The sequence below is a fragment of the Streptomyces sp. NBC_00078 genome, assembly GCF_026343335.1.
Classification (GTDB): domain Bacteria; phylum Actinomycetota; class Actinomycetes; order Streptomycetales; family Streptomycetaceae; genus Streptomyces.
Map to the genome: position 1 here is coordinate 7,189,767 of NZ_JAPELX010000001.1, position 25,678 is coordinate 7,215,444.

The window sequence follows — 25,678 nt, forward strand, 5'->3', positions numbered from 1 at the left end:
CCGCATGTCCGGATAGTGCCCCGTGAACCCCTGCCTTCGCCGCTCCGGCGCCGTGCGAGACTTGCCGTCGTGAGTGCGAACGAGAGCCCCGCGGGCCAGGCCAAGACGCTGCCGACGACCACGCCCGACGCGGTCAGGGAATCCGCCTTCCTGAAGGCGTGCAGGCGCGAGCCCGTGCCGCACACGCCGGTGTGGTTCATGCGCCAGGCCGGGCGCTCGCTGCCCGAGTACCGCAAGGTGCGCGAGGGCATTCCGATGCTCGAATCCTGCACCCGCCCCGAACTCGTCACCGAGATCACCCTCCAGCCGGTGCGCCGGCTCGGCGTGGACGCGGCGGTCTACTTCAGCGACATCGTCGTCCCGCTCAAGGCCATCGGTATCGACCTCGACATCAAGCCCGGCGTCGGCCCGGTCGTCGAGCGCCCGATCCGCAGCCGCGCCGACCTGGCCCAGCTGCGCGACCTCACCCCCGAGGACGTCTCCTACGTCACCGAGGCCATCGGCCTGCTGACCCGCGAGCTCGGCTCGACCCCGCTCATCGGTTTCGCGGGCGCGCCTTTCACCCTCGCGAGCTACCTCGTCGAGGGCGGCCCGTCGCGCACGTACGAGAACGCCAAGGCGATCATGTACGGCGACCCCGAGCTCTGGGCCGACCTGCTCGACCGCCTCGCGGAGATCTCGGCCGCGTTCCTGAAGGTGCAGATCGAGGCGGGCGCCTCGGCCGTCCAGCTCTTCGACTCGTGGGCCGGCGCCCTCTCCCCGGCCGACTACCGCCGCTCCGTGCTGCCCGCCTCCGCCAAGGTCTTCGACGCAGTCGCCTGCTACGACGTCCCGCGCATCCACTTCGGCGTCGGCACCGGCGAGCTGCTCGGCCTCATGGGCGAGGCCGGCGCGGACGTCGTCGGCGTCGACTGGCGTGTCCCGCTCGACGAGGCGGCCCGCCGCGTCGGCCCCGGCAAGGCGCTCCAGGGCAACCTCGACCCGACGGTCCTGTTCGCCTCCAAGGAGGCCATCGAGACCAAGACCCGCGAGGTCCTCGACTCCGCCGCCGGCCTGGAGGGCCACGTCTTCAACCTCGGCCACGGCGTCATGCCGACCACCGACCCGGACGCGCTGACCCGGCTCGTGGAGTACGTGCACACGCAGACCGCCCGCTGATTTTCCGTACGGCACCTCACCAGGTGTGCCGGGGCCGTGCCCGCCTGCCGAACAGCAGGCCGCGCGGTTCCGGCGGCGGGGGTGTGCCCGGCTTGAGCGGCCAGGCGAGGAGCATGCCGACCAGGAAGCCGACGACGTGCGCCGCGTACGCCACCGTCCCGGCGGTGGAGACGCCCCCGCCCGACGAGTAGACCGCCTGGAGCGCGAACCAGAAGCCCAGCACCAGCCAGGCAGGCAGTCTCAGCGGCAGGAAGACCAGGAACGGCACGAGAACCCAGACCCTGGCCTTCGGGTAGAGCACCAGATAGGCGCCCAGGACACCGGCGATCGCCCCGGAGGCGCCGATCAGCGGGTCGCTGGAGTCGGCGTTGAGGAGCGCGAAGCCGTACGACGCCGCGTAGCCGCAGACGACGTAGAACAGCGCGTACCTGATGTGTCCCATGCGGTCCTCGACGTTGTTGCCGAAGATCAGCAGGAAGAGCATGTTGCCGAGCAGGTGCAGCCAGCCGCCGTGCAGGAACATGGCGGTGATGACGGACAGCGCGGGCGACTTGTCGTAGCCCGGTGGGGCCACCACACAGCCCAGTGCGCCGTTCGTCGCCCTGCCGATCTCGCCCGTGGGGACCACACGCGGCATCTGATGGTGGATCAACTCCTGTGGTACCGCCGCGTAGTGGTCCAGGAACGCCTGCAGATGGCACGTCTGCGACAGGCTGCTGTCGCCCGCCACGGAACCGGCGAGGCCGGGCGTGTAGAGGAACACGAGGACGTTCGCGGCGATCAGCGCGTACGTCACCCAGGGGGTGCGGCGCACCGGGTTCACGTCATGGACGGGTATGACCACAAGGAATGTGTGCCCCCAGGGGGCGGGGTGAACCGGTGAACACGGGCACGCGCGCGTGCGTATGACTCCTCAACCGCCCGCGGCACGGGGAAGGCGGGTCGCGGGGACGACGTGAGGAACAGGCGATGAACGACCGAGTTACTCCTGCGATGCAGGCCACGCCCGACGGTGAGGCGGAGCTCTCCCTGGTGGTGAGGCTCCCGTGGGAGGACGTCGCCCGGCTCGGCCAGGAGGCGGGGCGGCTGGCTTCGCAGATGCAGCGGCCGGTGACCCTCGACGAGGCGGTGAGTCACCGGCTGCGATCCGTGCGCAGTGCCGCGCACGCGAAGCCGGCGGGGGAGCAGCCGACGGCGGTGACGTCCACGGCGTCGGTGTCGTCGCTGCCGCCGCGGCCTCCGGCGGAACAGGCACGGCAGGCGATCGAGCGGATCAACGGGTCGGCTTAGGGGCGGTTCAGGGGCCGTTGGCGGGTGCGGGCCATGGGGGGTCGCTCGCGCAGTCCCCTGCGGCCCCAGGAGCCCTGCACCACCGCTAAGAGCCTTGTGCCACCGCCTTTGACGCCTTGCGGGCTGCTACCAGCACCGGGTCCCAGACGGGGCTGAAGGGTGGGGCATAGCCCAGGTCCAGGGCCGTCATCTGTTCCACCGTCATACGGGCGGTGAGGGCCACCGCCGCGATGTCGACGCGCTTGCCCGCGCCCTCCCTGCCGACGATCTGCACGCCGAGCAGGCGGCCCGTCCGCCGCTCGGCGAGCATCTTCACCGTCATGGAGGAGGAGTCCGGGTAGTAGCCCGCCCGGTTCGTCGACTCGACGGTGACCGCCTCGAACTGCAATCCGACCCTGCGTGCGTCCTTCTCGCGCAGGCCCGTGCGGGCGATCTCCAGGTCGCAGACCTTGGACACCGCGGTGCCGACGACGCCGGGGAAGGTGGCGTAACCGCCTCCCGCATTGGTGCCGATGACCTGCCCGTGCTTGTTGGCGTGGGTGCCGAGCGCGATGTGGCGCTCCTGCCCGGAGACCAGGTCGAGGACCTCGACGCAGTCGCCGCCGGCCCAGATGTTGTCGTGCCCGCGCACCCGCATGGCGAGGTCGGTGAGGAGACCGCGGTGGTTGCCGAGCGGCAGCCCGGCGGCCTCGGCGAGGGCGGTCCCGGGGCGTACACCGATGCCCAGCACCACCACGTCCGCGGGGTACTCGGCGTCCTCGGTGGCCACCGCCCGCACCCGGCCGTCCTCGCCGGTGAGCACCTTGGTCACCTCGGCGTCGTTGACCATGGTGATGCCCATGCCCTCCATGGCCACGTGCACCAGGCGGCCCATGTCCGGATCGAGCGTGGACATCGGCTCGCTGCCGCGGTTGATGACCGTCACCTCGTAACCGCGGTTGATGAGCGCCTCGGCCATCTCCACGCCGATGTAGCCCGCGCCCACGACCACCGCGCGACGGCCACGCGTGCGCGTGAGCGAGTCGATGAGCGCCTGCCCGTCGTCGAGTGTCTGCACTCCGTGCACACCGGGTGCGTCGGCGCCGGGCATGTCCGGGCGGATCGGGTGGGCCCCGGTGGCGATCACGAGTTTGTCGTACGACGTCCACGACTCGGCGCCCGAATCGAGGGCACGCGCGCGTACCCGGCCGCCCGCCACGTCGATCTCCGTGACCTCCGTCCGCATGCGCAGATCGATGTCCCGCGCGCGGTGCTCCTCGGGCGTACGGGCGATCAACCGGTCCCGCTCCTCGACATCCCCGCCCACCCAGTACGGGATGCCGCACGCCGAGAAGGAGGTGAAGTGGCCGCGTTCGAACGCCACGATCTCCAGCTCGTCCGGACCCTTCATACGGCGTGCCTGCGATGCCGCGGACATCCCCGCGGCATCGCCGCCGATCACGACCAGTCGTTCCCGCCCAGGGCTCATGTTCATGTGAACACGCTACGTGGGCAGTGCATTTCAGTCCCGCTCTCCGTCCCGCACTCCGTCCCGGGCTCAGTCCTGGTCGTGCTCCCGCGTGCCCGGGGTCCGGGGAACCGGGCGGGCCGCCGGCAGCGGGCCCAGGGAACTCGAAGCGGACGCGGGGGCCGGGCGGCGCGGCAGCCGGGGCCGGACCAGCCGCAGCCACGCCAGCACGATCAGGGCCGCCACCGCGGCGAACGGCAGCACCGCACCGAGCGCCACCGCGAGCCAGCGCAGCATCGTCACGAACGCGTCCCAGCCGCCTGCCAGCGCGTCGACGAACCCGGGGTCGTCGTCCTCGGCCGTCGTCTTCACGGGCGTCTGCGAAAGGGACACGGTGATCGTGGCGAGGCTCGTGCGGTCCTTCAGGGACGCCTGCTGGGCGAGCAGCGCCTCCAGGTCGGCCTCCCGGTTGCTCAACTCGCCCTCCAGCTCCACGACATCGCTGAGCTTGGTGGCCCGGTCCATCAGCTCGCGCACCCGGGCCACGCTGGCCCGCTGCGAGGTGATGCGGCTGTCCACGTCGACGACCTGGTCGGTGACGTCCTCGGCCTTCGCGGTGCGGTCGAGGAGCTTGCCCGCGCCCTGGAGGCCGGCGAGGACCTCGTCGTACTTGTCGACGGGCACGCGCAGGACGACGCGGGTGCGTTCGCCGCCCTTCTCGTCCCGGCTGGTGGTCTCGTCGCCGACGTAGCCACCCGCGTTCTCGGTGGTCGTGCGGGCGTCGTCGAGGGCCTTCGGCACGTCTTTGACCTGCACGGTCAGCGAGGCGGTGCGGATGATGCGGCTCGCGCCGAGCTTGGGCGCCCGGGTCGCCCTGGCGCCGCCCGCGTCCTTCGCACCGCCCGGCGCGGCGCCCTGCGCATCGCTCCGCGCGGCGGCACCGTCGGCGGAGCCGCCCGCGGAGGATTCGTTCGCGCCGCTGCAGCCGGTCAGTGCGAGCGCCGTGGCCAGCAGCAGCCCGGCCAGGGCATGAACAGGTCGTACGGAGCTTTGTGCGCGCATGTGGGCCTACCCCCGGGGGTCGTGACGACTGACGCTCCTTCGACGCCGGCACCGGCCGGAACGTTGGACCCGTGCGGTCCCGATGCGGTCCCGATGCGGTCACGGTCGGGACTCGTGAAGGACACCGGGGCGTGGGCGGGCTGTCAGTGGGGTCTGAGAGGCTGGGGACATGCGCGAATCGGAGACTCGTACGGGTGCGGGGCAGGCCGTCGTCATCGGAGCCGGGATCGCCGGACTGGCCGCGGCCCACCGGCTGTTGCAGGGCGGCGCCCGGGTGACCGTGCTTGAGGCGTCGGAACGGGTCGGCGGCAAGCTGCTGCCCGGCGAGATCGCGGGCGCGCGGGTGGACTTCGGCGCCGAGTCGATGCTGGCCCGCAGACCGGAAGCGGTGGCCCTCGCGCGCGAGGCGGGCCTCGACGAGCGCCTCCAGCCGCCGGCCACCTCGACGGCCTCGATCTGGACCCGCGGCGCGCTGCGCCCCATGCCCAAGGGCCACGTCATGGGTGTCCCCGGCACCGCAGCGGCCCTGACCGGGGTCCTGTCCGACGAGGGCCTCGCCCGCATCGAGCGCGAGGCCGGCCTGCCCCGCACCGAGGTCGGCGACGACGTGGCGGTCGGGGAGTACGTGGCGGCACGGATGGGCCGCGAGGTCGTCGACCGCCTGGTGGAACCCCTGCTCGGCGGGGTCTACGCCGGCGACGCGTACCGCATCTCGATGCGCTCGGCGGTCCCGCAGCTGTACCAGGCCGCGAAGACACACGACTCGCTCACCGAGGCCGTCCGCGAGATCCAGGCCAAGGCGGCCGCGGCCCAGCAGACCGGCCCGGTCTTCATGGGCATCGAGGGCGGCGTGGGCAGCCTGCCGCTCGCGGTGGCGGAGTCGGTGCGGGCGCGCGGCGGCGAGATCGTCACACGCGCGTCCGTGACCGAACTGCGCCGGGCGGACGGCGACGGCTGGCGGGTGGTCGCCGGGGACCGTGTGCTGTACGCCGACGCGGTCGTCGTCGCCGTCCCCGCCCCCGCCGCCGCGGCGCTCCTGCACGCCGAGGCCCCGGCCGCCGCGACCGAACTCGCCACCGTCGAGTACGCGTCCATGGCCCTGGTCACCCTCGCCTACCGCCGCGCCGACGCCACGCTCCCCCAGGGCAGCGGCTTCCTCGTGCCGCCGGTCGACGGACGCACCATCAAGGCCTCCACGTTCGCCTCCCAGAAGTGGGGCTGGATCGCCGAGGAGAACCCGGACGTGGTCGTCCTGCGCACGTCCGTGGGCCGGTACGGCGAGACCGAGATCCTCCAGCGCGACGACGCCGGCCTCGTGGACGTCTCGCGCCAGGACCTCCGGGCGGCGACCGGCCTCGATGCCACCCCCCTCGAAACCCGTGTCACCCGCTGGACCGACGGCCTGCCCCAGTACCCCGTCGGCCACCACGCGCGCGTGGCCCGCATCCGCGAGCATGTCGCCAAACTGCCGGGCCTGGCCGTATGCGGCGCTCCGTACGACGGCGTCGGCATCCCGGCCTGTATCGCGAGCGCGTACGCGGCTGTGGACCAGATCAACGGCGACCTGAGCCGTGTGCAGGAGCTCACCGCCAACCCGGTGCAGAGCCTGCACGGCGGAGCGGGAGAATAGCCGCATGAGTGACGACGCCCCCACCACTGCCCCTGACCGGATCGCGAACAAGGGCAAGCTGGCCAAGGACCTCAACGAGGTCATCCGCTACACCCTGTGGTCCGTCTTCAAGCTGAAGGACGTGCTGCCCGAGGACCGCGCGGGCTACGCCGAAGAGGTCCAGGACCTCTTCGACCAGCTCGCCGCGAAGGACGTGACGATCCGCGGCACGTACGACGTGTCGGGCCTGCGCGCCGACGCCGACCTCATGATCTGGTGGCACGCGGAGACCAGCGACCAGCTGCAGGAGGCGTACAACCTCTTCCGGCGCACCAGGCTGGGCCGTGCACTGGAGCCCGTCTGGTCGAACATGGCGCTGCACCGCCCCGCCGAGTTCAACCGCGCGCACATCCCCGCGTTCCTCGCCGACGAGACGCCGCGCAACTACATCAGCGTCTACCCCTTCGTGCGCAGCTACGACTGGTACCTGCTGCCCGACGAGGACCGCCGCCGCATGCTCGCCGACCACGGCAAGATGGCCCGCGGCTACCCGGACGTGCGCGCCAACACGGTCGCCTCGTTCTCGCTGGGCGACTACGAGTGGCTCCTCGCGTTCGAGGCCGACGAGCTGTACCGCATCGTCGACCTCATGCGTCACCTGCGCGCCTCCGAGGCCCGCATGCACGTCCGCGAGGAGGTCCCCTTCTACACCGGGCGCCGCAAGTCCGTGGCCGAACTGGTCGAAGGCCTGGCCTGACCGGACACGGCGCCCCGTGTCCGGCCGGAGGTCGCAGGCAGCCCCGTGGTCAGCGGCGGGCGGTCTTTCCCTTCAGCGACTCCTTGGCGGGCGTCGGGTGGGAGCGGTCGCCCGGCGTGGCCGGCTTCGGCTCCGGGTGCGGGGCGCAGGACGCGCTCTGCTCCGGCAGCCGGCCCTCCAGCAGATACGCATCCAGGTAGCCGTTGATGCAGCGGTTCGGGCCGCCCGCGACTCCGTGCGTGCCCGAGTCCCGCTCGGTCACCAGGGTCGAGCCGGACAGCCGCCGGTGCATCTCCTCCGCACCGGCGTACGGCGTCGCCGCGTCCCGCTCGGCGGCCAGGATCAGCGTCGGCGGCAGCTCACCCGGCCCGGTCCGCACGTCCAGGGGCTGCTGCTGGGGCGCGGGCCAGTAGGCGCAGGGCAGGTTCATCCACGCGTTGTCCCACGTCTCGAACGGAGCGACGCGCGACAGACGCGTGTTGTCCCGGTCCCAGACCTTCCAGTCCGTCGGCCAGGGCGCGTCGTTGCACTCGACGGCCGTGTAGACCGCGTTGGAGTTCTCCGACTCGGCCGCCGCCTCCGTGGCGGGCCCCGCCTGGTCGATCAGCGGCTTCGGGTCACCGTTCAGATACGCGGACAGTGCCTTGGCGCGCGTCGGCCAGTAGTCGTCGTAGTACCCGGCCTGCAGGAACGAGGCCTGCAGCTCCGCCGGCCCCACCTTGCCGCCCGCAGGCTCGGCGGCCAGCCGCGCGCTCGCCTTGGTGTAGCTGTGCTGGACCGCGGCGGCCGTCTTCCCCAGCCCGTACACGTCGTGGTGCCGGGCGATCCAGTTCCGGAAATCCGCCCAGCGGCTCTCGAACGCGGCCGACTGGATGAGGTTGTTGCGGTACCAGATCTGGTCGGGAGCCGGGTCCACCGCCGAGTCGAACACCATCCGCCGTACGTGCGAGGGGAACATCGTCGCGTACACCGCGCCGAAGTAGGTGCCGTACGACGCGCCCATGAACGTGATCCGCTCCTCGCCGAGCGCCGCCCGCAGGACGTCCAGGTCACGGGCGTTGTTGAGCGAGTTGTAGTACTGGAGCCCGCTGCCCGACCGCTTGGCGCAGCCCTGCGCGTACGCCTTCGCCTGCGCGATGCGTTCCTGCTTGTACGACTCCGAGGGATACGTCGGAGCCTGCGAGGGCGCCTTGAAGAAGCGCTTGGGGTCCTCGCAGGACAGGGGCGCGGACCGGCCGACGCCGCGCGGGGAGTAGCCGATCAGGTCGTAGGCCGCCGCGATGCGCTTCCACTGTGGGATCAGGCCGACGAGGGGGAAGTACTGGCCGTCGCCGCCCGGCCCGCCCGGGTTGTAGACCAGCGCGCCCTGCCGGGGCACATGGCGCTTGCTGTTGTGCGGGTCCTTGTGGGTGGCCTTCACCCGGGTGACGGTCAGCTTGATCTGCCGGCCACCGGGCTGTGCGTAGTCGAGCGGAACGGACACCGTGCCGCACTCCAGGCTGCCGGGCATGTCCTTCGCGTCGGCACACGTGCCGAAGTCGATGCCGGAGGCCTTGGCCCGTGCGGCGGCCACCGCGGTGCCGTGCTGCTCGGTCGCGTCCGGTGCGACGGGCGTACTGCCGGCCGGCGAGGCGGCGAGGGCGGTCAGGAGCAAGGATCCGGCGGCCGAGTAGAGGGCGGCAGCTCTCATGACGTATCCCTTCGGTGCATGGCAGCGACAAAAGGGATGTTTCGTTCGGTGTATGAAGAAGGCAAGCACCGACCCGGCGGTGTCGGCCTCAATGCCCCCTATGCGCCCCCGGTGTGCGGTTCACGCCACGGCTGGTCGCGGTGCGCGAAGGCCGCGCGCAGGTCCGGTTCGCCGATCGCGCGGACGCCTCGTACGGCGACGGTGGTGAGGTACGTACGGTCGTCACCGCTGCCGGGGCGCCGGGTGAGGGCTCCCAGCAGGCGTTGCCCGGCCGGGGACGCCCAGCGTGAATACGGGTGGACCTCGACCCGGGCGATGGCCAGGCAGCTCAGCGTCAGCGCCAGCGGCAGGGCGAACCACAGGGCGACCAAGCCGCGCGGCATGTCCGGCTGGGCGGGCACCAGCAGCGCGACGGCCCCCAGCGAGAGCACGGCCATGGCCGCGAGCTTCACCTGGCGCACTCCGGCCGTGACGGTGGTCCGGGCGGCGGCGGGCACGGCCAGGCCGGCGTCGACGAGCCGGTCGGCGAGGCCGGCGACGGCGTCCGCGGAGGCCGCGGCGGCGCGCACCGGGGCGATCCTGCTCTGCCCCTCGGGTCCGATGGCCCCTATGACCGACCGCTCCATGTCGTCCCGCCCGCGCGGATCGACCACGGTCGCCCAACCGGTGTGGGCGAGCAGCAGCCGCCGTTGCCGGGCCATGGAGACCATGGTCAGATCGGCGACGCGGCCGGGCCCGCCGGACAGGAACGCGGCCTCGTAGAGCGTCAGACCATGCCGCCGGACATCCGCTCCGGCGTCCGCGTCGTCGGCCGCCGTGCGTACGGCGGCCAGGCAGAGTCGTGTGCAGGCGGTGCCCGCGGCGGCCCAGGCCAGCAGCAGGAGAAGGACCCAGAACATGCCGCGTTTCTATGCCAGATGCTCTGCGAAACGCCATGCCCTGTTCACGATCCGGACGGAGCGTTGTCTGCATGTGACGTTCCGTTTGGCGTGCGCACCGGGCTCACGGCTGTTGCGGCGGCGGGCTGGAGGCGGCCGGCGGCAGCGCATAGGTCGGGGACGACGCCGTGAGGGGCGTGGCGGGGCTCGGGTCCGTCGCCGCACCGGGCGGGGCCGGGGGGCCGGTCAGCGGGGGAGTGCTCGCGGAGGCCATGTCCCGGGCGAGGGCGTCCCAGTCGACGTAGCCCGTGGCCTCCAGGACCTTGATGTGGTCCAGGACGGTCGTGTTCGCGTCGTCGGCGAGCGCGCGCACCAGCGAGTTGCGGGTGGTCGCGCGGACCTGGGCGACGACCGAGAACACCTTGCCGTGCGCCAGCCGCGTGATGTTGACGAACTCGCGGTCGTAGTCCGTGCCCTGGGCCGCGTTCAGTGTCGCGAGCCACTGCTTCTGCTGGTCGCTCGGTTCGTCGGGCAGCGGGAGCCCGAGCCTGGCGGCGACGTCGCGCACCCGCTGGTCGAGGAAGGTGTGCCCCTCGACGAGGTGCTGCCCCGCCGTGCGTACGGCCGCGGTGGTGCCCTTCTGCTGGGCCTCCTGCCCGGCGGGCAGCTCCCACAGACCGGCCAGCCGGACCTTCGTGATGAAGTCACGGTCGAGGGCGGACAGCGGCCCGTACTGCGTCGACACGGTCTGCGCGTTCAGCGTGCTGACGCCGGTCCCCGACCGGTCGGCGTACGACCAGATCGGGAAGACGAGTGCCATCAGGGTGGCCATCAGGCCGATGACGATGATCCCGGTGCCGCTGAATATCCCTCGGCCCTTGACGGGTGGTCGCGGTCGCATGGTGCCTCCTGTACGGCACCGCATATTACTCAGGGGTTCGGGGTGAACCGCGCCTCGCGGGCTGTTGCCCGCGGCACACTCAGCGGTGCAGCAGCACCCGCCGGGCCGCCCTGGCCATCATCCGCACCCCCGGCCGCCGCGACCGCGGCACGGGCCCCGACCGCTCCAGCCACCACTCCCCGAGTTCCCGCCGGGCCCGGTCGTCCCCGATGGGCCCGGCGAGCAGCAGATACCCGGCGAAGTCCAGGGCGTCCCTGCGATATCCGCCGGTCATCGGATGACCGTGGGCGTAGGCGAGGAAGGCGGCCCGGTAGGCGTCGCCGAGGATCTCCGGCAACTCGGGTGCGACCTTGGCCACGACGTCCGCCCGCTTCCCGGCGAGCGCCCGTGCCTGCACTCCCAGCCGCACCCGGTCGAACCCTTCCGGAACGGGCGTCCCGGCGACGAGCGCGGACAACAGGGCGGCCTGAGCGAGCCCGAGCCGCTGACGGGCGGCCTCGGTGTCGACGTCGATGGCAGGGGCAGGAGAAGCCGGCGCAGGGGGCGTCGGCGGAGGGGCGGGCAGGGAGGGCGCGGCACCCGTCTCCACGACCGCCGCCGTGGCCGCTGCCTCCTCCTCCCGCATCACCCGTCCCTTCCGGACGGCCCCCCGAACTGCCTCCAGCTCCGCCTCCAGGACGCCCGGTCCGGGAAAGTTCTCGTCCCGCTCCAGCAGCACGCCCGGCGGCGAGACCCGGGACGCGAGGTCGGTCAGGATGTCGAGGACCGGCTCCGGCACCGGGTGGGCGTGGCTGTCGTGCCAGACGCCGTCACGTTCGAAGCCGCCCGCGACATGGACGTACGCGATGGCCTCCAGCGGGAGCTCGGCGAGCGCCTTGGCCGGGTCCTCGGCGCGGTTGACGTGGTTGGTGTGCAGGTTGGCCACGTCGATCAGGAGCCGTACGCCGGTGCGGTCGGCGAGGTCGTAGAGGAACTGCCCCTCGGTCATCTCCTCGCCCGGCCAGGAGATCAGCGCGGCGATGTTCTCGACGGCGAGCGGCACCGGCAGCGCGTCCTGGGCGATCCGCACGTTCTCGCACAGCACGTCGAGGGCGTCCCGGGTGCGCGGCACCGGCAGCAGGTGCCCGGCCTCCAGCAGCGGGGACGCCGTCAGCGGCCCACCCGCCCGTACGAACGCGATGTGCTCGGTGACCAGTGGCGCGCCCAGCGCCTCTGCCCGCTCGGCGAGTGCGGTGAGCCGGCTCTCCTCGGGTCGGTCGGCCCCGCCGAGGCCCAGCGAGACGCCGTGCGGGATCACGGTCACCGCGCGGGCGCGCAGCCGCCGCAGCGACTCGGGGAGGTGCCCGGGGCACACGTTCTCGGCCACGGCCTCGACCCAGTCGATGCCCGGCATGCGCTCCACGGCGTCGGCGATCTCCGGCCGCCACCCGATGCCCGTCCCCAGTCGCTCCATGGTCCGTCCCCCTCCTCGACTCCGTCCGGCTCCGTCCGGCTCCGGCGTCACGTCTCCTCGGACGTGACGGGGGTATGGCCCCGCCGCAGGGAACCGAACCCCGCCCGGCCCACGTTCAGAGCAACATTTGAGGTTGGCCCGCTCACCCGTCAGGCCCGTCAGGCCCGTCAGGCCCGACGGGTGAGCGGGATCCGGCCGGTCCGTGTCGACGGCTTGTCGAGGCCGGTGTGAGCGACGATGAGATGGCCGCCCGCCTCCTTGATCGCCCGGCCGGGGCGCGCTCGACGGCCTGTTGCCCGGCGGGCAGCTCCCACCGCCCGGCAAAGTCGCCCGTCACTCACCGGGCCGTTCCGGACCACTGCTCCGGCGCCCGCCCCAGCAACCGCAGCGCCTCCTCCAGTGCCCCGGCCCCCTTGGGAACCTCCAGCGCGGGCGCGAACGCGAACCCCGGCCCCCGCCGCGCCGGATCGGTCGGAACGAGCCGGGCGACGGCGAGCGCCGCGCCGAGCACGTCGTCCGCCAGGTGCACCTCCACCCCGAGCGCGGCGGCGACGTCCCAGGCGTGCACCACGTAGTCGACGAAGTGGAAGCTGATCGCCGTCCGCCCGGGAACCCCCCCGCCCAGCTCCGGCAGCACGAACTCCCGTTCCTGCGCGCCGGGTTCACCGAAGGCGTCCAGGACTGCCGCCGCGGCCACCCGATGAACCCGCCCCGGCTCGCGCATGTCGTCCGGCTCCCGCCAGTGCGCCGCCTCCCGCCCTGCCCCCCGCGCGGCGGCCGCGAACCCGTGATGCTGGGCCGCCATGTGCGCCACGAGCCGCCTCAGGTCCCACCCCGCACACGGGGTCTCCCGCTCCCAGTCCTCGTCCCGCGCCAGATCCACCACGCGCACCGCCTCGCGCACGGCGATCAGGTCCCACTCGACAACGTCCGCTCCGGTGACAGCCATGCACCGAGCCTAAAACTATGCGAACGATCGTGCTACTTCTTTACAACGGCGGATGCTTCGAACCTCAACGGCCAAGCGCGTCAGGGAACTTGGGGAACTTGAGGAACGCTTCCGGGAGCGACCGCGGCCGACCGCAGCCGCGCCGCCACTCCCACCCGGGCCCGGCGATAGGCGCTCTCCTCGTCGTGCAGGACGGAGACCATGTTGGCCGTCTCCATCAACGCCACCAGTTCGAAGGCAAGTTGAGGCACATCCGTGTCGGCGCGCAGCTCTCCGGCGTCGCACGCCCCGGCGATCGCGCGTTCCACCAGGGCCGTCCAGTCGCGCTGGGCGCGCACCACGGCGTCGTGCACCGACCCCGAGCGGGCGTCGAACTCGGCGATCACCTCGTAGAAGAAGCAGCCGCCCGGGAAGACTCGCCCCCGCGAGTACTCCAGCCACAGCTCACACAGCCGCCACACGCGGCCGATACCCGCGGCTTCCTGCTCGGCGGGACGGATCACCCGCTCGGTGAAGATGCGGCCCGCCTCGCGCACGGTGGCGAGCTGCAGCTCCTCCTTGGAGCCGAAGAGCGCGAACACCCCGCTCTTGCTGAGCTGCAACTCCGTCGCCAGCCGGCCGACGGACAGCGCCTCCAGCCCCTCGACGGAGGCGATGTCGACGGTCCGGCCCAGCACCAGCCGGCGGGTGCGGTTGCCCCGTTCGACCCTGCCGTCGAGGCGGGTCACCGTAGTGCCGCGCGGTCGGCGTGGGCGGTGCCGGAGCCGGGAGTGATCTCGGCCGGGGGCAGGCTGCCGTGCCCCCTGCTTCTCATCTGCGTTCCTTCTCCGGCCGATGCGCCCCGCGGATTGTTCCGGTCGGCGGGCTCCGCCGAGCGCGTTGCCGGGAATCCGGAGGAAACGGTACCTATCCTGTCCAAGCCTTCCAGTCCCTCGCTTTCGGGAGATTTGCCATGCGTGTCAAGCCCCTCGCTCGGGTGGCGATCGCTGCCGTCGTCGCCGGCACCGCCCTCGTCACCGCTGTCGGCCCGGCCGTCGCAGCCGCTTCCCGGCCGTCGGTGCCCTCTGTCATCCGAGAGAGCGCCCCGGGCCCGGGCGGCGCCGGTGCCGCGGGCAGTGGGACGGGCGGCGGCCTCCTGGAATTCGGCGGCGCCACCATCGACTTCGTCGGCCGGCTCATCGGTACGGGCGGCAGCGGCGGCGGCAGCGTCTGAGCGGGCTCCGCCGCACAGGCCGCCGTTCGTGCGGTCGCCCGGCGCAGGTCCGTCGGATACCCCACAGGCCTTCACGGGTGGCCGCCCTAACCCTGTTCATCCGCAGCGGTATGGGCGAGGACCGCCTGGACGATCGTCTCCCAGTCGGCTCGGTCGACCCCGTGGCCCGCGCCTTCCAGGGGCAACAGCCTTGCGGCAGGGATTTCTTCGGCGAGCGCCTCGCCGTGCCCGAACGGGAACAGGGGATCCGCGGTTCCATGGATCACCAGGGTGGGCACGGCGATCGACGACAGCGGTTGTCGCGATGGCCCGCCGTCCGGGAGGGAGTCGTGGTTCTGTACGGCGGCGAAGTCGTGCGCACGCTCGACGTCACGACGGACAAGATCGCGGACGGTCGTCTCGTCGAAGGGGCGCCGCCCTCCCGCGAGCACCCGCGAGTAGGCGACCAGGTGATCGATCACCGAGGCGGACCGCGACCAGTCGACCTGCGCGGATGTCGCGAACCGCATGAACTCCCCGGTCGGTCCGGGCAGTTCACGGTCGCCGGGCACGGCGGGGGAGGTGCTGATCAGAACCAGGGAGAGGACGCGCTCGGCATGGTCGAGGGCGGCCAGCTGCGCGAGCGCCCCTCCGGCCGACACACCCACCATGTGTGCGGCCGGAATGTCATACGCGTCGAGCACGGCGACCGCGTCGCCGACCAGATCCGCGCCGGTGTATCCGGGGCGGCCAGGCTCGTAGGTGGTGGATCGACCGGTGTCGCGGTGGTCGTAGCGGACCACGAACCGACCGCCCTCGGCGAGCTTCCGGCAGAAGCCCTCCTCCCACCAGAGCATCGAAGCTCCCGTGCCCATGACGAGCAGGACCGGCGGATCCGACCGGTCGCCGAACGACTCGGTGCACAGGGCGACGCCACCCGTGCGGATCATGCGCTCGGACATCGTGATCACATCCGTGACGGCCGGGGCAGCGAACCGGCACGGTGGTGTCCCTCGACGGCCACGGTCAGCCCGGGCGCGATCTCCGTGAAGCCCGCGTCTCGCACCAACGGGAGCCCGCTCGACGTCAGTTCGTTCCAGCGTCCCGGGTCCGCGCTCCGCACGGCGAGGGCGAAGTCCGCGTCGCGCCAGGCGTGACGCTCCTCCTCCGACAGTTCCCACCAGGCCAGTTGGGCACCGTGACCTGCCTGGGCCATCGCCTTGCCGGCGGACATGTCGAGGCCGGGGTTGAGCCACAGGACCGGCGCCGCGGGGTTTGCCCGCGGCGGCGGCTCAGGGTCGTCCAGGTCGGTGCCGGAGACCTGCAGCCTGGCCAGGTCCTTGGGCCAGCCGTCGAGCGGCACGGGCGGGAACACCCGTACCTCGGCCGACTTCCCGGTCACCGTGATCCCGGGCAGCGCCTCGGCCCGCCGCCACTCGGCGCCGCGGGCGCGCCGCACCACCTTCCGGATCCGGGCGTCCTGCCAGTCCCGCATCACCTGCGCCCACTCCCCGTCCCCGAGCGACCGCTCGTCGCTCAGGATCGCCAGCACGGCCCGGGCGGCGGTCTCCAGCGCATCGGTGCGGGCGGGCGGCGCCGCCTTCTCGATGTGCACGACGAGAGGCAGCACGAACTGCGCTGCCTGGTCGCGTTCGCCGGGTTCGGAACGGAAGGGGCTTTCGCCGGAGGGCGTCACATCGTGGCTCACACCAGCCAACTTTAAGGGGGAGCGGTCCCGTCTTAAGGGGGCGCGGTCAGGTGCCCCCTTTGCGAAGATGCCACCATGCAACGTGATCTTCGGCTGGACAACGTCGGCCGCCGCTACGGCATCCGCGGCCCCTGGGTCTTACGCGGCGTCCACCTCGCCGTGGCGCCGGGCACGCTGACTCGTGTCGAAGGCCCGAACGGCACGGGCAAATCCACCCTGCTCCGCCTCCTCGCAGGCATCGACGCACCCACCGAGGGCCGCATCACCGGCCGCCCCCGCACGGCCTTCGTGCCCGAACGCTTCCCGTCGGCCCTCCCCTTCACCCCTCACGGCTATCTCACCCACCTCGGCACGATCCACGGACTGTCCCGTCGCACGGCGACCCGCGCCGCAGCCGACTGGCTGGACCGCTTCGGCGCCGCCGCATACGCCCGCACCCCCATGGCCCAGTTGTCCAAGGGCAGCAGCCAGAAGGTCGCCGTGGCGCAGGCCCTGCTCGCCGAGCCGGAGCTGCTCGTCCTCGACGAGGCCTGGACCGGCCTCGACTCCGCCGCCCGCGCCGAGCTGGAGCGGGCCGTCGCCGAGCGCACCGCCGCCGGCGGAGCCGTGGTGTTCGTGGACCACGACCCGCGCCGTCTGGCGGGGGCGCCCGACACGACGTACACCGTGCGCGACGGCGCCCTGGAGACCCGTACCCGGGAGACCACCGCGCCGGCCGACGGCCCGCGGGCCGTGGTCGAGGCGCAGGGTCCGCAGGCCGGGCAGCTGCCCACCGGCGCGCTGGGCACGCTCGTCTCGGCCGAGGAGACCGCGCCGGGTGTGTACCGCCTCACCGTCCCCGCCTCCCACTCGGATGTCGTGCTGCGCACCCTGCTGACGGCCCGTCCGCCGTGGCACGTGGTCAGCGTGCAGCCCCTCGACCAGCTCGACAAGGACAGCCACCGATGAACGCCCTCCTGCGCTACCAGGCCGACCTTCTCCTGCGCTCACAGCGCTGGCTGCCGCCGGTCATCCTGTACACGGTCTTCCTCGGCATCGGTGTACAGAGCGGACAGCCGGTGCTCGACTCGCTCGGCTACGCGGCCGCGGCCCTGCTGCCCGTCGCGGCCTGGCTGGTGCGGATCTGCGTCACGGTCGAACCGCCCGCGGCACGCGCGTGTGCGGCCGCGGCCGCCGGGCCGGGGCGGGCGCATCTGGCCCGGCTGCTGGTGGCGCTGATCGCCGCGGCCGTACTCGGTACGGCAGCGACCCTCGTGGTGACACTGATCAGCGACCCGGTGTCCAGCGACCACCAGACCCGCGTCCCCCTGCTTCCGTCCGCCGTGGCCGGGCTGCTCGCCACGCCGGCCTGCGCGCTGCTCGGTACGGCCGTCGGCGCGCTCACCAACTGGCCGGTGCTGCGCTCGCCCGGCCGTGCGGTCCCGGCGATGCTGCTCGCGGCGCTGCTGTCGGTGGTGGCGACGGGCTCCCCGGCGCAGGCGGCGGTCAGTGGTCTGGTCGCCGGCTCGCAGTCGGGCACGGTCCCCGTGCCCCTGCTCCCACTGGTCGCGGCCGCCGTCCTCGCCGCAGCGGCGGCAGCCGTGGCCTGCGCACTGACCTCCCGCCGATCGCCCTGAACAGGACGATCACCCCGAGCAGGACGATCACCCCGAGCAGGCCGGGTCATCCCGAACAGGCGGTGCGCTGTGCCTCCTGCCATTCGCAGACCGGGCAGAGCGTGATCCCCTTGTACGCCTGCGGATACTCGGTCGGCTTCCGGCACAGCACGCACTCGGCGTACGGCGGCCCCTCGGCCTTGGGCGGCCTGGTGGCGTCGATCAGGCAGTACGCGTCGTCGCTGTCGTCGCTCATGCCTCCAGCGTAGGCCGGTCACCGGCGGCCGCTCGCCGCACCGATCAGCTGGGACACCTTCACGAACCTGAAGCCCTTCCGGCGCAGCTCGGGCACGATCGTGCGGACGGCCCGTTCGGTGGCCGGGGCGGCGCTGCGCGTGCAGTGCATGACGACGACCGAACCCGGCCGCACCCCGTCCAGCACCTGCCGGGCCACCGCGTCGGAGTCCGTCGCGAACGCGTCCCCGCTCACCACATCCCACTGCACGGCGGTGACGCCGGTCGAGGCCAGCGCCTTCAGGGCCTGCCGGTCGTAACACCCGCCCGGGAAGCGGAAGTACGGCATCGCGTCCGGCACTCCCGCCTTGCGGAACGCCGTGTACGCCCGCTCCACGTCCGAGCGCATCCGCTCCTCGGAGACGGTCGGCAGGCCGTAGCAGTCACCGGTGAAGGCGTAGTGGCTGTAGGAGTGGTTGGCCACCTCGAAGAGCGGGTCCCGCCCGATGGAGCGGGCCTGGATCGGGTACTGGTCGGCCCAACGGCCCGTCATGAACAAGGTGGCCGGTACCTTCAACGCCCGCAGCGTCGCGATGAGCTGCGGATTGTCGAACCGCTCGCCTGCCGCCGCCCGCGCCCCCTCGTCGGCGGTCATGTCGGCGTCGAAGGTGAGCGCGACCGTCTTGCCCTCCGTGCGGAGACCGTTCTTGAACACGGGGGTGAGACCGGCCGGGCCCGGCGCGAGGGTCGGCGGCCGGGAGGGAGCGGCGGAGGTGGTGGCGGAGGAGGCGGCGGAAGGGGCCGGGTGCTGGACGGCGTGCGGGGTCCGGGCGGTGCCGCAGGCGGCGAGGGCCGCGCTCAGGGCACAGCCGACGGTGACGTGTCGCAGTCGTACAAGAGTGATCACCGCACGAATTTAAGGCGATGCCTCTCATAGGTATGACTATGTGGCAAAGGCTCGCCGCGGAGTCACCCGCTCAGTGGGCGAGCAGCCTTTTCCTGCACTCCTCCAGGTCGTAGTCCGGCTCCGGGTACCGCGGGTCCAGGGCCTCCAGGTGCTCCAGGAGCAGGCGCGCGACCGCCCAGTTGCGGAACCACTTGCGGTCCGCCGGAATCAGGTACCAGGGGGCGTGCGGAGTCGAACAGCGGTGCAGGGCGATCTCGTACGCCTCCTGGTACGCGGGCCACAGCGCGCGGTCGTCGATGTCGCTGGGACTGAACTTCCAGCGCTTGTCGGGCCGGTCGAGGCGCCTGAGAAGGCGGCGGCGCTGCTGATCGGGGGAGATGTGCAGAAAGCACTTGACCACGGTCACCCGGTCGTCGGCCAGGCGCTGCTCGAAGCGGTTGATCTCGTCGTAGCGGCGCTCGATCTCCTCGCGCGGGACCAGGGCGCGGACGCGCGGGACGAGCACGTCCTCGTAGTGCGAGCGGTCGAAGGCGCCGATCTCGCCCGGCCGTGGGATCTCCTTCTCGATACGCCAGAGGAAGTCGTGTTCGCGTTCCTCGGGCGTGGGCACCTTGAACCCCTTGACCCGGCAGCCGGCCGGGTGGAACAGCCCGACGACATGCTTGACGGTGCCGCCCTTGCCGCTGGTGTCCATGCCCTGGAGCACCAGCAGGACACGGCGGACGTCGCCCGTGGTGCCGGCCGCCCAGAGGCGCTCCTGGAGTTCGGCGAGTGGTTTGCCCATGCGGGCGGTGTCCTTCAGGCCCGCGGACTTGTCCTTGGGCCCGGGACCGGTCCGGGGGTCATACGCGGTCCGGGTGTCGTACGCGCCCAGGTCGATCTGCTCGCCCCGGGGAACGCGCAGCACCTCCCTCAGCCGGAGATCCGCCGCGGCTTGCTGCTTCCTGCCGTCCTTCGCCACCGGTCGCCCCTTACGGTCGTGTGTTCTCGACGGTACGTCCACACGGCTCAGCGGGCGTAGCGGCAGGGAAAGGGTGCGGTCGGCTGCGTAGACCGTGAAGACGTGGTGGTGCGGGGTGCTGCCCCTGGGCGGGCAGGGGCGCCGTAGCCGGTCTGCCGGATGTCACTTCTCGATCTGGCGGTCCTGGGGCGGCTCGGGCTGTTGTTCGTGCCGATGGTCGGGCTGCTGCTGCTGCTGCTGCTGCTGCTGCTGTTGTTGCTGGTGCTGCTGTTCGTGTGAGTGCTGGGGCTGGTGCTCCTGTGCCCTCTCCAGGAACCGCAGCAGCTCCACCGGGAAGGGGAGCACGAGGGTCGAGTTCTTCTCGGCGGCCACCGCCACCACCGTTTGCAGCAGGCGCAGCTGGAGTGCGGCGGGCTGCTCGGACATCTGCGCGGCGGCCTCGGCCAGCTTCTTGGAAGCCTGTAGTTCGGCGTCGGCGTTGATGATGCGGGCGCGGCGCTCGCGGTCGGCCTCGGCCTGGCGGGCCATGGAACGCTTCATCGTGTCCGGCAGCGAGACGTCCTTGATCTCCACGCGGTCGATCTGCACGCCCCAGCCGATGGCCGGACTGTCGATCATCAGTTCCAGGCCCTGGTTGAGCTTCTCGCGGTTGGACAGCAGGTCGTCGAGGTCGCTCTTGCCGATGATCGAGCGCAGGGACGTCTGTGCCATCTGGGAGACGGCGAACTTGTAGTCCTCGACGTTGATGAGCGCGGCCGTCGCGTCGACGACCTTGAAGTAGACGACGGCGTCCACGCGTACGGTCACGTTGTCCCGGGTGATGCCCTCCTGGGCGGGGATCGGAAGCGTGACGATCTGCATGTTGACCTTGCTCAGCCGGTCCACGAAAGGCACGATCGCCGTGAATCCCGGTCCGCGCGGCTCACCGGCCAGCCGCCCGAGGCGGAAGACCACCCCGCGCTCGTACTGCTTGACGACCCGCGCCGCCGCGGCGACGTAGACCGTCCCGGCGGCACCGACCGCGACGGCCGCCGTCACCAGCTCAGCGAGCATGACGACTCCCTCTGTCCAGAGGTCTGGTATGTCTGTTCCTGTAACGATATGCCCGATGGCCGGTCCCGGGCCACGAGGGACCCGGGACCGGCCACCGACGCACCTATGGAGCGGTCACCCGCACCGGTTCGATGCCGACCGCGCTGTGCCGCTCGGCCCAGTTCTCCAGTGCCTTACGGCAGGCGTGGTCCAGGTGCTGCAGGCCGGACAGGTCCAGCTCCACCGGTCGGTCCTGGGGCAGCGCCTCCAGACTGTCGAGGATCTTCGGCAGCCGCAGGAAGGTCGCGTTGCCCGACAGGTGGGCCTGGACGGGACCCGCGCCCTTGTCGATGACGTCCAGCTTGATGTGTGAGGCCTCCCAGGCGGTCTTGACGACCGCGAGGGCCAGACCGATGAGAACGCCCTCGAACATGCTGACCGCGACGATCGACACGGCCGTGACGACCAGGATCAGTGCCTCGCCGCGGTGGCCGTGCCACAGCGACGCGATCTCCCGTACGGGGATCAGCTTGGCGCCGGAGTAGACGAGGATGCCCGCGAGGGCCGGGATCGGGATGTAGGCGAGGACGTCCGGCAGCAGGGCCGCGAACAGCAGCAGCCACACGCCGTGCATCACGCGGGACGCCTTGGTCCGCGCGCCCGCCTGGACGTTCGCCGCGCTGCGCACGATCACCGCGGTCATCGGCAGCGCGCCGAGAAGACCGCACAGGGCATTGCCCGCGCCCTGCGCGACGAGTTCCTTGTCGTACTCGGTGCGCGGACCGTCGTGCAGCCGGTCCACGGCCGCCGCGCTGAACAGTGACTCGGCGGACGCGATCAGGGTGAAGGCGACGATCGTGCCGAGCAGACCGATGTCGGCGAGGTCACCGAAGGCGCCCAGCGGGGGCGGCTGGATGGAGCTCAGCAGGCCCTTCACCTCGACAGTGGCGACCGGCAGCGAGAACACCAGCACGGCGACGGTCGCGAGACCGACGGCGGCAAGCGGACCGGGGACCGTGCGCACCTGCTTCGGCATGCGCTTCCACAGCACCAGGACTGCGATCGTGCCGGCGCCGACGAGGATGGAGGCGAGCGCCGCCCTGTTCCCGACGGCGTCGAAGAGCGCGCCCGGGAGCTGGGCTATCTTCGCCAGGCCGGAGGCGGGCGCCTTGGCGTCCGCCATCGAGTAGAGCTGTCCGGCGATCAGCACAAGACCGATTCCGGCCAGCATGCCCTCGACGACCGAGACCGAGATGGCCCGGAAGTAGCGCCCCAGTTTCAGGGTGCCCATGAGGATCTGGAGGGCGCCGGTGGCAAGGACGATCACGCCCAGGGCCGGCAGCCCGAACTCCCGCACGGCCTCGAAGACCAGCACGGTCAGCCCCGCCGCGGGGCCGGAGACCTGCAGGCTGCTGCCGCGCATGAATCCGGTGACCATGCCGCCCACGATGCCGGTGACCAGGCCCAGTTCGGCCGGGACACCGGAGGCGACGGCCACACCCACGCACAGCGGGAGCGCGACCAGGAAGACGACCAGCGAGGCGGCGAAGTCCTGCCGCAGGTGAGGGTATTTGGTCATCATGGCGATCACAGGGCCGCGAACGTGTCGGTCTGCGGGTCGTGGGCCTGCACGGCGCCGGTGTGGACCTCGTAGAACCAGGCGTGCAGGGACAGTTGACGGCTCTTCAGCTTCTGCTCGATGTACGGGTACGAGCGCAGCCGCAGCAGTTGCGTCAGGACGTGGCTCTGCACACCCTCGGAAACGGTCGGGTCCTCGACCGCGCCTGCCGGGCGCGGGGTGGCGTGCGAGAGCCAGTCGCGCACGGCCGGCACGGCGTTGAGGTCGTCGCCGCGCACCAGGGCGCCGACGGCGCCGCAGTGCGAGTGTCCGCAGACGACGATGTCGGAGACGCCGAGCACCTCCACGGCGTACTCGATGGTGCATGCCTCGCTGGTCGCGTGCTCCAAGGTGTACGGCGGGACGATGTTGCCCGCGGTGCGCAGCTCGAAGAGCTCGCCCGGGCGGGCGCCGGTGATCAGGGCCGGTACGACCCTGGAGTCGGAGCAGGTGATGAACAGCACCTGCGGGGACTGGCCTTCGGCGAGTCTGGCGAACTCCTCAGGGCGTTGTCCGAACGTACGGGCGTTGTCGATGAGGGGCTGCATGATGTGGTGACTCCTCCTGGCGCGCCGAGGGCGCGTCGGTGTGGGCAGGACAGGGTGGGGGAACTGCGCTGTTCTGCTTCGCTCTCAGCAGCGGAAGACCTGAAGTGCCGCCGGAGAGTGGGATGTCGAGGGTCTCGACGGATGATGGCCGCGCAGCGCGACCGGTTCGTGGACGGACGCCGGGTCCTGCGCCAGCACTTGGCGCTCGGGCTCCTCGGACGTGCAACCGGTGTTCACGTGACGGTCGCGGGTGCGCAGGGGGCCGGTCGGGCCCCCGGTGTGGCCGCAGCCACGCAACGTGGCGGACTCGTCACGCAGCGCCTTGCCGGACGGATTGGTTCCGGGCAGGGCTTTGGCCACTGCATGACGGCCCGTGTGTGCGGCCGCGAAGGATGCGGTCGGCGCGAAGAACTGGAGGGCGAGCAGGATGCCGGTGACGAGTGCCAGTGCGGTCCGGGCCGTCGTACCTCGGAACATGCGCCCCCCTCCCTGCCGTTCGTGCTTCTTGGGTCGACCAAAAGAAGGTCAATGACCGGTCAAGAAACACATTAACCCTGCAAAGTTGCTTGCAGGGTTAACTTGGCGTTTCGAGCTGAAGAGAGCCTGAAATGCGCTGGTGGGGTGGCCTGATCTAGTCGCCGGTGACGAGTGTCCCGCCGTCCCGGGCCAGCGCGGTGAGCCGTGATATCGCCCTGAAGTACTTCTTGCGGTAGCCGCCGTTGAGCATCTCCTCGCTGAACAGCCGGTCGAAAGGCAGCCCGGAGGCCAGGACCGGCACCTCGCGGTCGTAGAGGCGGTCCGCGAGCACGACGAGCCTGAGGGCCGTCGACTGGTCGGGGACGGGCCGGACGCCGGTGAGGCAGACCGCTTTCAAGCCGTCCGTCAGGGCGCCGTACCTGCTGGGGTGGACCTTGGCGAGGTGGTCGAGGAGGTGCGGGAAGTCGTCGAGCGAGGCGCCCGCGGTGGCGTACGCGGCCTTCGTCACCTGCTCCTCGGAGAAGGGCGCCGGCGCTTCGGGCAGACCGCGGTGGCGGTAGTCCTCGCCGTCGATGCGCAGGGCGCGGAAGTGGGCGGACAGGCCCTGGATCTCGCGCAGGAAGTCGACCGCCGCGAAACGGCCCTCGCCGAGCTTGCCCGGGAGGGTGTTGGAGGTGGCGGCCAGGGCCACGCCGGCGTCGACGAGCCTGCCGAGCAGGGTCGACACGAGAACGGTGTCGCCGGGGTCGTCGAGCTCGAACTCGTCGATGCACAGCAGTCGGTGGCCGGAGAGGGTCTGGACGGTCTGCTGGAAGCCCAGGGCGCCGACGAGGTTCGTCAGCTCGACGAAGGTGCCGAACGCCTTGAGCGCGGGCTCCGCCGGGGTGGCGTGCCAGAGGGAGGCGAGCAGGTGGGTCTTGCCGACGCCGTAGCCGCCGTCGAGGTAGACACCGCGGGGGCCCGCCGGGGTCTTCGGCGCCCTGGCCTTGCCGAACCCGAAGAATCCGCGCTTCCCGCCGCCTACGGCGTGCGCCCCGCCGAGCCCGCCCGCGAAGCTGTCCAGCACCTGGACGGCCTCGGTCTGGCTGGGCTGGTTCGGGTCCGGAACGTATGTGCTGAAGCGGACCGAGTCGAAGCGCGGCGGCGGCACCATCTCGGCGACCAGCCGGTCCGCGGGGACGTGCGGCGCGCGGGCGCACAGGGACGACGGAGCCGCGTCGGCTATCGGGCTGAGGCCGGGTGCGGAAGGGGAGGACGACACGGTTCACCATGCTAAGCCGCGTGCCAGACTGCTCGACATGCGACGCCTGTTCCCTGTGACCGACGAGACAGTGCTGACAACTCCCGGTGAGGAGGGCGGGGCCGGTGGTACCAGTGGTATCGGTGTTCTCGACGCCCTGACCGAGCGCGAGTGGAGCCTGGCCGAGCTCGCCGCCGCCTACGCCTATCCCGAGCCGACCGCCGCCGGGCAGGCCGTTCCCTGGCTACGGGCGAACATGGTGTCCACGCTCGACGGGGCCGCCCAGCACGACGGGCGGTCGCAGCCGATCTCCAGCGCGACCGACATGCGGATCTTCGGCACCCTGCGGGCCCTGGCGGACGTGGTGGTCGTCGGTGCGGAAACGGTACGACAGGAGGGGTACCGGCCCGCACGCGCGCGGGCGGATTTCGCGCAGATGCGGGAGGCGGCCGGACAGGGGCCGGCGCCCGCGATCGCGGTGGTCACCGCGAGCCTCGACCTCGACTTCTCCCTTCCGCTGTTCACCTCACCGCTGGTGCCCACCCTGGTGCTCACCGGCGCCGCGGCGCCCCCCGACCGCATCGCCGCGGCCGAAAAGGCGGGTGCCCGGGTGGTGATCGCCGGTGACGGCATGGGGGTGGAGCCCGCCCGCGCCGTACAGGCCCTGGGCGCCCTCGGACACAACCGGCTGCTGACCGAGGGCGGCCCTCGGCTGCTCGGCCAGCTGGTGGCCGCCGGGGTGCTCGACGAGCTCTGTCTCGCCGTGTCCCCGATGCTCACCGCCGGTCATGCGCAGCGCATCGCGGGCGGACCGTCGGTCGCGGTTCCGCAACGCTTCGTGCTCGCGTCGGTACTGGAGGAGGAGGGGTTTCTCTTCACCCGCTACCAGCGGTCCTGAGAATCGATCAGCGGTACCGCCGGTCCCGAAATCGGCGGAGTCAACCGTTCCGCTTACTTGCGGGCGGGCACACT

At 71.8% G+C, this 25,678-nt stretch carries 27 protein-coding genes and 1 pseudogene; 8 read left to right on the forward strand and 20 right to left on the reverse strand.

The genetic code is table 11. The features are described 5' to 3' along the window. Positions 1–69: 69 nt before the first annotated feature. Positions 70–1,158, forward strand: a complete 1,089-nt coding sequence (hemE, locus tag OOK07_RS33565) for a uroporphyrinogen decarboxylase (protein WP_266800190.1) — start codon at positions 70–72, stop codon at positions 1,156–1,158. 16 nt (positions 1,159–1,174) lie between these two features. Here hemE and OOK07_RS33570 read toward each other — a convergent pair whose 3' ends face one another. Further along, complete coding sequence (locus tag OOK07_RS33570) at positions 1,175–2,002, reverse strand: rhomboid family intramembrane serine protease (RefSeq protein WP_266685565.1); 828 nt, start codon at positions 2,000–2,002, stop codon at positions 1,175–1,177. A 125-nt stretch (positions 2,003–2,127) separates the two neighbouring features. Between OOK07_RS33570 and OOK07_RS33575 the strand changes: the two genes are divergently transcribed. Then, positions 2,128–2,448, forward strand: a complete 321-nt coding sequence (locus OOK07_RS33575; RefSeq protein ID WP_266685566.1) for a hypothetical protein — start codon at positions 2,128–2,130, stop codon at positions 2,446–2,448. 85 nt (positions 2,449–2,533) lie between these two features. Here the strand turns inward: OOK07_RS33575 and OOK07_RS33580 are convergent, their stop codons facing one another. Then, a complete protein-coding gene (locus OOK07_RS33580; protein WP_266800192.1) occupies positions 2,534–3,922 on the reverse strand; it encodes an FAD-dependent oxidoreductase in 1,389 nt (462 codons plus the stop codon). 63 nt (positions 3,923–3,985) lie between these two features. Further along, positions 3,986–4,957, reverse strand: a complete 972-nt coding sequence (locus OOK07_RS33585) for a DUF4349 domain-containing protein (protein WP_266800194.1) — start codon at positions 4,955–4,957, stop codon at positions 3,986–3,988. 169 nt (positions 4,958–5,126) lie between these two features. Here OOK07_RS33585 and hemG point away from each other — a divergent pair, with 169 nt between their 5' ends. Together hemG and hemQ are read left to right on the forward strand one after the other, a co-directional pair. Then, on the forward strand, positions 5,127–6,587 hold the full coding sequence (hemG, locus tag OOK07_RS33590) for a protoporphyrinogen oxidase (protein WP_266800195.1): 1,461 nt from the start codon (positions 5,127–5,129) through the stop codon (positions 6,585–6,587). 4 nt (positions 6,588–6,591) lie between these two features. Continuing rightward, positions 6,592–7,323, forward strand: a complete 732-nt coding sequence (gene hemQ, locus OOK07_RS33595; RefSeq protein ID WP_266685570.1) for a hydrogen peroxide-dependent heme synthase — start codon at positions 6,592–6,594, stop codon at positions 7,321–7,323. 49 nt (positions 7,324–7,372) lie between these two features. Here the strand turns inward: hemQ and OOK07_RS33600 are convergent, their stop codons facing one another. From OOK07_RS33600 to OOK07_RS33625, 7 genes and pseudogenes are all read right to left on the reverse strand, one after another. Next, complete coding sequence (locus tag OOK07_RS33600; protein ID WP_266685572.1) at positions 7,373–9,013, reverse strand: alpha/beta hydrolase; 1,641 nt, start codon at positions 9,011–9,013, stop codon at positions 7,373–7,375. Positions 9,014–9,111: 98 nt separating this feature from the next. Beyond that, entirely contained in the window at positions 9,112–9,912 is an 801-nt protein-coding gene (locus OOK07_RS33605; RefSeq protein ID WP_266800198.1) for a TIGR04222 domain-containing membrane protein, read from the reverse strand. 103 nt (positions 9,913–10,015) lie between these two features. Then, positions 10,016–10,792 carry a DUF4142 domain-containing protein gene (locus OOK07_RS33610; protein ID WP_266685574.1) on the reverse strand — a complete coding sequence of 259 codons (777 nt, stop codon included), beginning with the start codon at positions 10,790–10,792 and terminating at the stop codon, positions 10,016–10,018. 79 nt (positions 10,793–10,871) lie between these two features. Further along, on the reverse strand, positions 10,872–12,245 hold the full coding sequence (locus OOK07_RS33615; protein WP_266800201.1) for an MbnB/TglH/ChrH family RiPP precursor modification enzyme: 1,374 nt from the start codon (positions 12,243–12,245) through the stop codon (positions 10,872–10,874). 212 nt (positions 12,246–12,457) lie between these two features. Further along, positions 12,458–12,567, reverse strand: a pseudogene (locus tag OOK07_RS43790) (DUF4142 domain-containing protein); the annotation flags it as partial. 15 nt (positions 12,568–12,582) lie between these two features. Then, entirely contained in the window at positions 12,583–13,194 is a 612-nt protein-coding gene (locus tag OOK07_RS33620; protein WP_266800202.1) for a TIGR03086 family metal-binding protein, read from the reverse strand. A gap of 80 nt (positions 13,195–13,274) precedes the next feature. Then, positions 13,275–13,922 carry a TetR/AcrR family transcriptional regulator gene (locus OOK07_RS33625; protein ID WP_266800203.1) on the reverse strand — a complete coding sequence of 216 codons (648 nt, stop codon included), beginning with the start codon at positions 13,920–13,922 and terminating at the stop codon, positions 13,275–13,277. A 224-nt stretch (positions 13,923–14,146) separates the two neighbouring features. Between OOK07_RS33625 and OOK07_RS33630 the strand changes: the two genes are divergently transcribed. Beyond that, positions 14,147–14,407: a hypothetical protein gene (locus tag OOK07_RS33630; RefSeq protein ID WP_266800205.1), complete on the forward strand. Its 261-nt coding sequence runs from the start codon at positions 14,147–14,149 to the stop codon at positions 14,405–14,407. An 86-nt stretch (positions 14,408–14,493) separates the two neighbouring features. Here the strand turns inward: OOK07_RS33630 and OOK07_RS33635 are convergent, their stop codons facing one another. Then, positions 14,494–15,348: an alpha/beta fold hydrolase gene (locus OOK07_RS33635; RefSeq protein ID WP_266800207.1), complete on the reverse strand. Its 855-nt coding sequence runs from the start codon at positions 15,346–15,348 to the stop codon at positions 14,494–14,496. Positions 15,349–15,353: 5 nt separating this feature from the next. Then, the gene (locus OOK07_RS33640; protein ID WP_266800208.1) at positions 15,354–16,094 is read right to left on the reverse strand and encodes an aminoacyl-tRNA hydrolase; all 741 of its coding nucleotides are present in this window, start codon (positions 16,092–16,094) and stop codon (positions 15,354–15,356) included. Between the two features lie 75 nt (positions 16,095–16,169). Here OOK07_RS33640 and OOK07_RS33645 point away from each other — a divergent pair, with 75 nt between their 5' ends. Continuing rightward, positions 16,170–17,042, forward strand: a complete 873-nt coding sequence (locus OOK07_RS33645; protein ID WP_266800209.1) for an ABC transporter ATP-binding protein — start codon at positions 16,170–16,172, stop codon at positions 17,040–17,042. Beyond that, positions 17,039–17,710, forward strand: a complete 672-nt coding sequence (locus tag OOK07_RS33650) for an ABC transporter (RefSeq protein WP_266800210.1) — start codon at positions 17,039–17,041, stop codon at positions 17,708–17,710. Before OOK07_RS33645 ends, OOK07_RS33650 begins: the two co-directional genes overlap by 4 nt. A 46-nt stretch (positions 17,711–17,756) precedes the next feature. Here OOK07_RS33650 and OOK07_RS33655 read toward each other — a convergent pair whose 3' ends face one another. From OOK07_RS33655 to zapE, 8 genes are all read right to left on the reverse strand, one after another. After that, on the reverse strand, positions 17,757–17,945 hold the full coding sequence (locus OOK07_RS33655; protein WP_266800212.1) for a hypothetical protein: 189 nt from the start codon (positions 17,943–17,945) through the stop codon (positions 17,757–17,759). Between the two features lie 18 nt (positions 17,946–17,963). Beyond that, positions 17,964–18,830 carry a polysaccharide deacetylase family protein gene (locus OOK07_RS33660; RefSeq protein WP_266800215.1) on the reverse strand — a complete coding sequence of 289 codons (867 nt, stop codon included), beginning with the start codon at positions 18,828–18,830 and terminating at the stop codon, positions 17,964–17,966. Positions 18,831–18,900: 70 nt separating this feature from the next. Further along, positions 18,901–19,791 (reverse strand): PPK2 family polyphosphate kinase, encoded by an 891-nt coding sequence (locus tag OOK07_RS33665; RefSeq protein ID WP_266800217.1) that lies wholly within the window; start codon positions 19,789–19,791, stop codon positions 18,901–18,903. 162 nt (positions 19,792–19,953) lie between these two features. Then, positions 19,954–20,844, reverse strand: coding sequence for a slipin family protein (locus tag OOK07_RS33670; protein ID WP_266800219.1), 891 nt, complete (start codon positions 20,842–20,844; stop codon positions 19,954–19,956). Between the two features lie 103 nt (positions 20,845–20,947). Beyond that, positions 20,948–22,405: a SulP family inorganic anion transporter gene (locus OOK07_RS33675; RefSeq protein WP_266800221.1), complete on the reverse strand. Its 1,458-nt coding sequence runs from the start codon at positions 22,403–22,405 to the stop codon at positions 20,948–20,950. 5 nt (positions 22,406–22,410) lie between these two features. After that, positions 22,411–22,989, reverse strand: coding sequence for a carbonic anhydrase (locus OOK07_RS33680; RefSeq protein WP_266800224.1), 579 nt, complete (start codon positions 22,987–22,989; stop codon positions 22,411–22,413). An 84-nt stretch (positions 22,990–23,073) separates the two neighbouring features. After that, positions 23,074–23,466 carry a hypothetical protein gene (locus OOK07_RS33685; protein ID WP_266800227.1) on the reverse strand — a complete coding sequence of 131 codons (393 nt, stop codon included), beginning with the start codon at positions 23,464–23,466 and terminating at the stop codon, positions 23,074–23,076. A 154-nt stretch (positions 23,467–23,620) separates the two neighbouring features. Then, positions 23,621–24,727 carry a cell division protein ZapE gene (zapE, locus tag OOK07_RS33690; protein WP_266800229.1) on the reverse strand — a complete coding sequence of 369 codons (1,107 nt, stop codon included), beginning with the start codon at positions 24,725–24,727 and terminating at the stop codon, positions 23,621–23,623. A gap of 37 nt (positions 24,728–24,764) precedes the next feature. Here zapE and OOK07_RS33695 point away from each other — a divergent pair, with 37 nt between their 5' ends. Further along, complete coding sequence (locus OOK07_RS33695; RefSeq protein WP_266800231.1) at positions 24,765–25,604, forward strand: pyrimidine reductase family protein; 840 nt, start codon at positions 24,765–24,767, stop codon at positions 25,602–25,604. Positions 25,605–25,678 lie beyond the last annotated feature (74 nt).

Excerpts from the sequence above, each read along its gene's own strand:
- hemQ (WP_266685570.1), top strand. The coding sequence starts at position 6,592 with ATGAGTGACGACGCCCCCACCACTGCCCCTGACCGGATCGCGAACAAG.
- OOK07_RS33600 (WP_266685572.1), bottom strand. The coding sequence starts at position 9,013 with ATGAGAGCTGCCGCCCTCTACTCGGCCGCCGGATCCTTGCTCCTGACC.
- OOK07_RS33635 (WP_266800207.1), bottom strand. The coding sequence starts at position 15,348 with ATGTCCGAGCGCATGATCCGCACGGGTGGCGTCGCCCTGTGCACCGAG.
- OOK07_RS33580 (WP_266800192.1), bottom strand. The coding sequence starts at position 3,922 with ATGAACATGAGCCCTGGGCGGGAACGACTGGTCGTGATCGGCGGCGAT.
- OOK07_RS33680 (WP_266800224.1), bottom strand. The coding sequence starts at position 22,989 with ATGCAGCCCCTCATCGACAACGCCCGTACGTTCGGACAACGCCCTGAG.
- OOK07_RS33670 (WP_266800219.1), bottom strand. The coding sequence starts at position 20,844 with ATGCTCGCTGAGCTGGTGACGGCGGCCGTCGCGGTCGGTGCCGCCGGG.
- OOK07_RS33695 (WP_266800231.1), top strand. The coding sequence starts at position 24,765 with ATGCGACGCCTGTTCCCTGTGACCGACGAGACAGTGCTGACAACTCCC.
- OOK07_RS33610 (WP_266685574.1), bottom strand. The coding sequence starts at position 10,792 with ATGCGACCGCGACCACCCGTCAAGGGCCGAGGGATATTCAGCGGCACC.
- OOK07_RS33675 (WP_266800221.1), bottom strand. The coding sequence starts at position 22,405 with ATGATGACCAAATACCCTCACCTGCGGCAGGACTTCGCCGCCTCGCTG.
- OOK07_RS33615 (WP_266800201.1), bottom strand. The coding sequence starts at position 12,245 with ATGGAGCGACTGGGGACGGGCATCGGGTGGCGGCCGGAGATCGCCGAC.
- OOK07_RS33585 (WP_266800194.1), bottom strand. The coding sequence starts at position 4,957 with ATGCGCGCACAAAGCTCCGTACGACCTGTTCATGCCCTGGCCGGGCTG.
- OOK07_RS33645 (WP_266800209.1), top strand. The coding sequence starts at position 16,170 with ATGCAACGTGATCTTCGGCTGGACAACGTCGGCCGCCGCTACGGCATC.
- OOK07_RS33630 (WP_266800205.1), top strand. The coding sequence starts at position 14,147 with ATGCGTGTCAAGCCCCTCGCTCGGGTGGCGATCGCTGCCGTCGTCGCC.
- OOK07_RS33620 (WP_266800202.1), bottom strand. The coding sequence starts at position 13,194 with ATGGCTGTCACCGGAGCGGACGTTGTCGAGTGGGACCTGATCGCCGTG.
- OOK07_RS33605 (WP_266800198.1), bottom strand. The coding sequence starts at position 9,912 with ATGTTCTGGGTCCTTCTCCTGCTGCTGGCCTGGGCCGCCGCGGGCACC.
- hemG (WP_266800195.1), top strand. The coding sequence starts at position 5,127 with ATGCGCGAATCGGAGACTCGTACGGGTGCGGGGCAGGCCGTCGTCATC.
- OOK07_RS33685 (WP_266800227.1), bottom strand. The coding sequence starts at position 23,466 with ATGTTCCGAGGTACGACGGCCCGGACCGCACTGGCACTCGTCACCGGC.
- OOK07_RS33650 (WP_266800210.1), top strand. The coding sequence starts at position 17,039 with ATGAACGCCCTCCTGCGCTACCAGGCCGACCTTCTCCTGCGCTCACAG.
- OOK07_RS33655 (WP_266800212.1), bottom strand. The coding sequence starts at position 17,945 with ATGAGCGACGACAGCGACGACGCGTACTGCCTGATCGACGCCACCAGG.
- OOK07_RS33575 (WP_266685566.1), top strand. The coding sequence starts at position 2,128 with ATGAACGACCGAGTTACTCCTGCGATGCAGGCCACGCCCGACGGTGAG.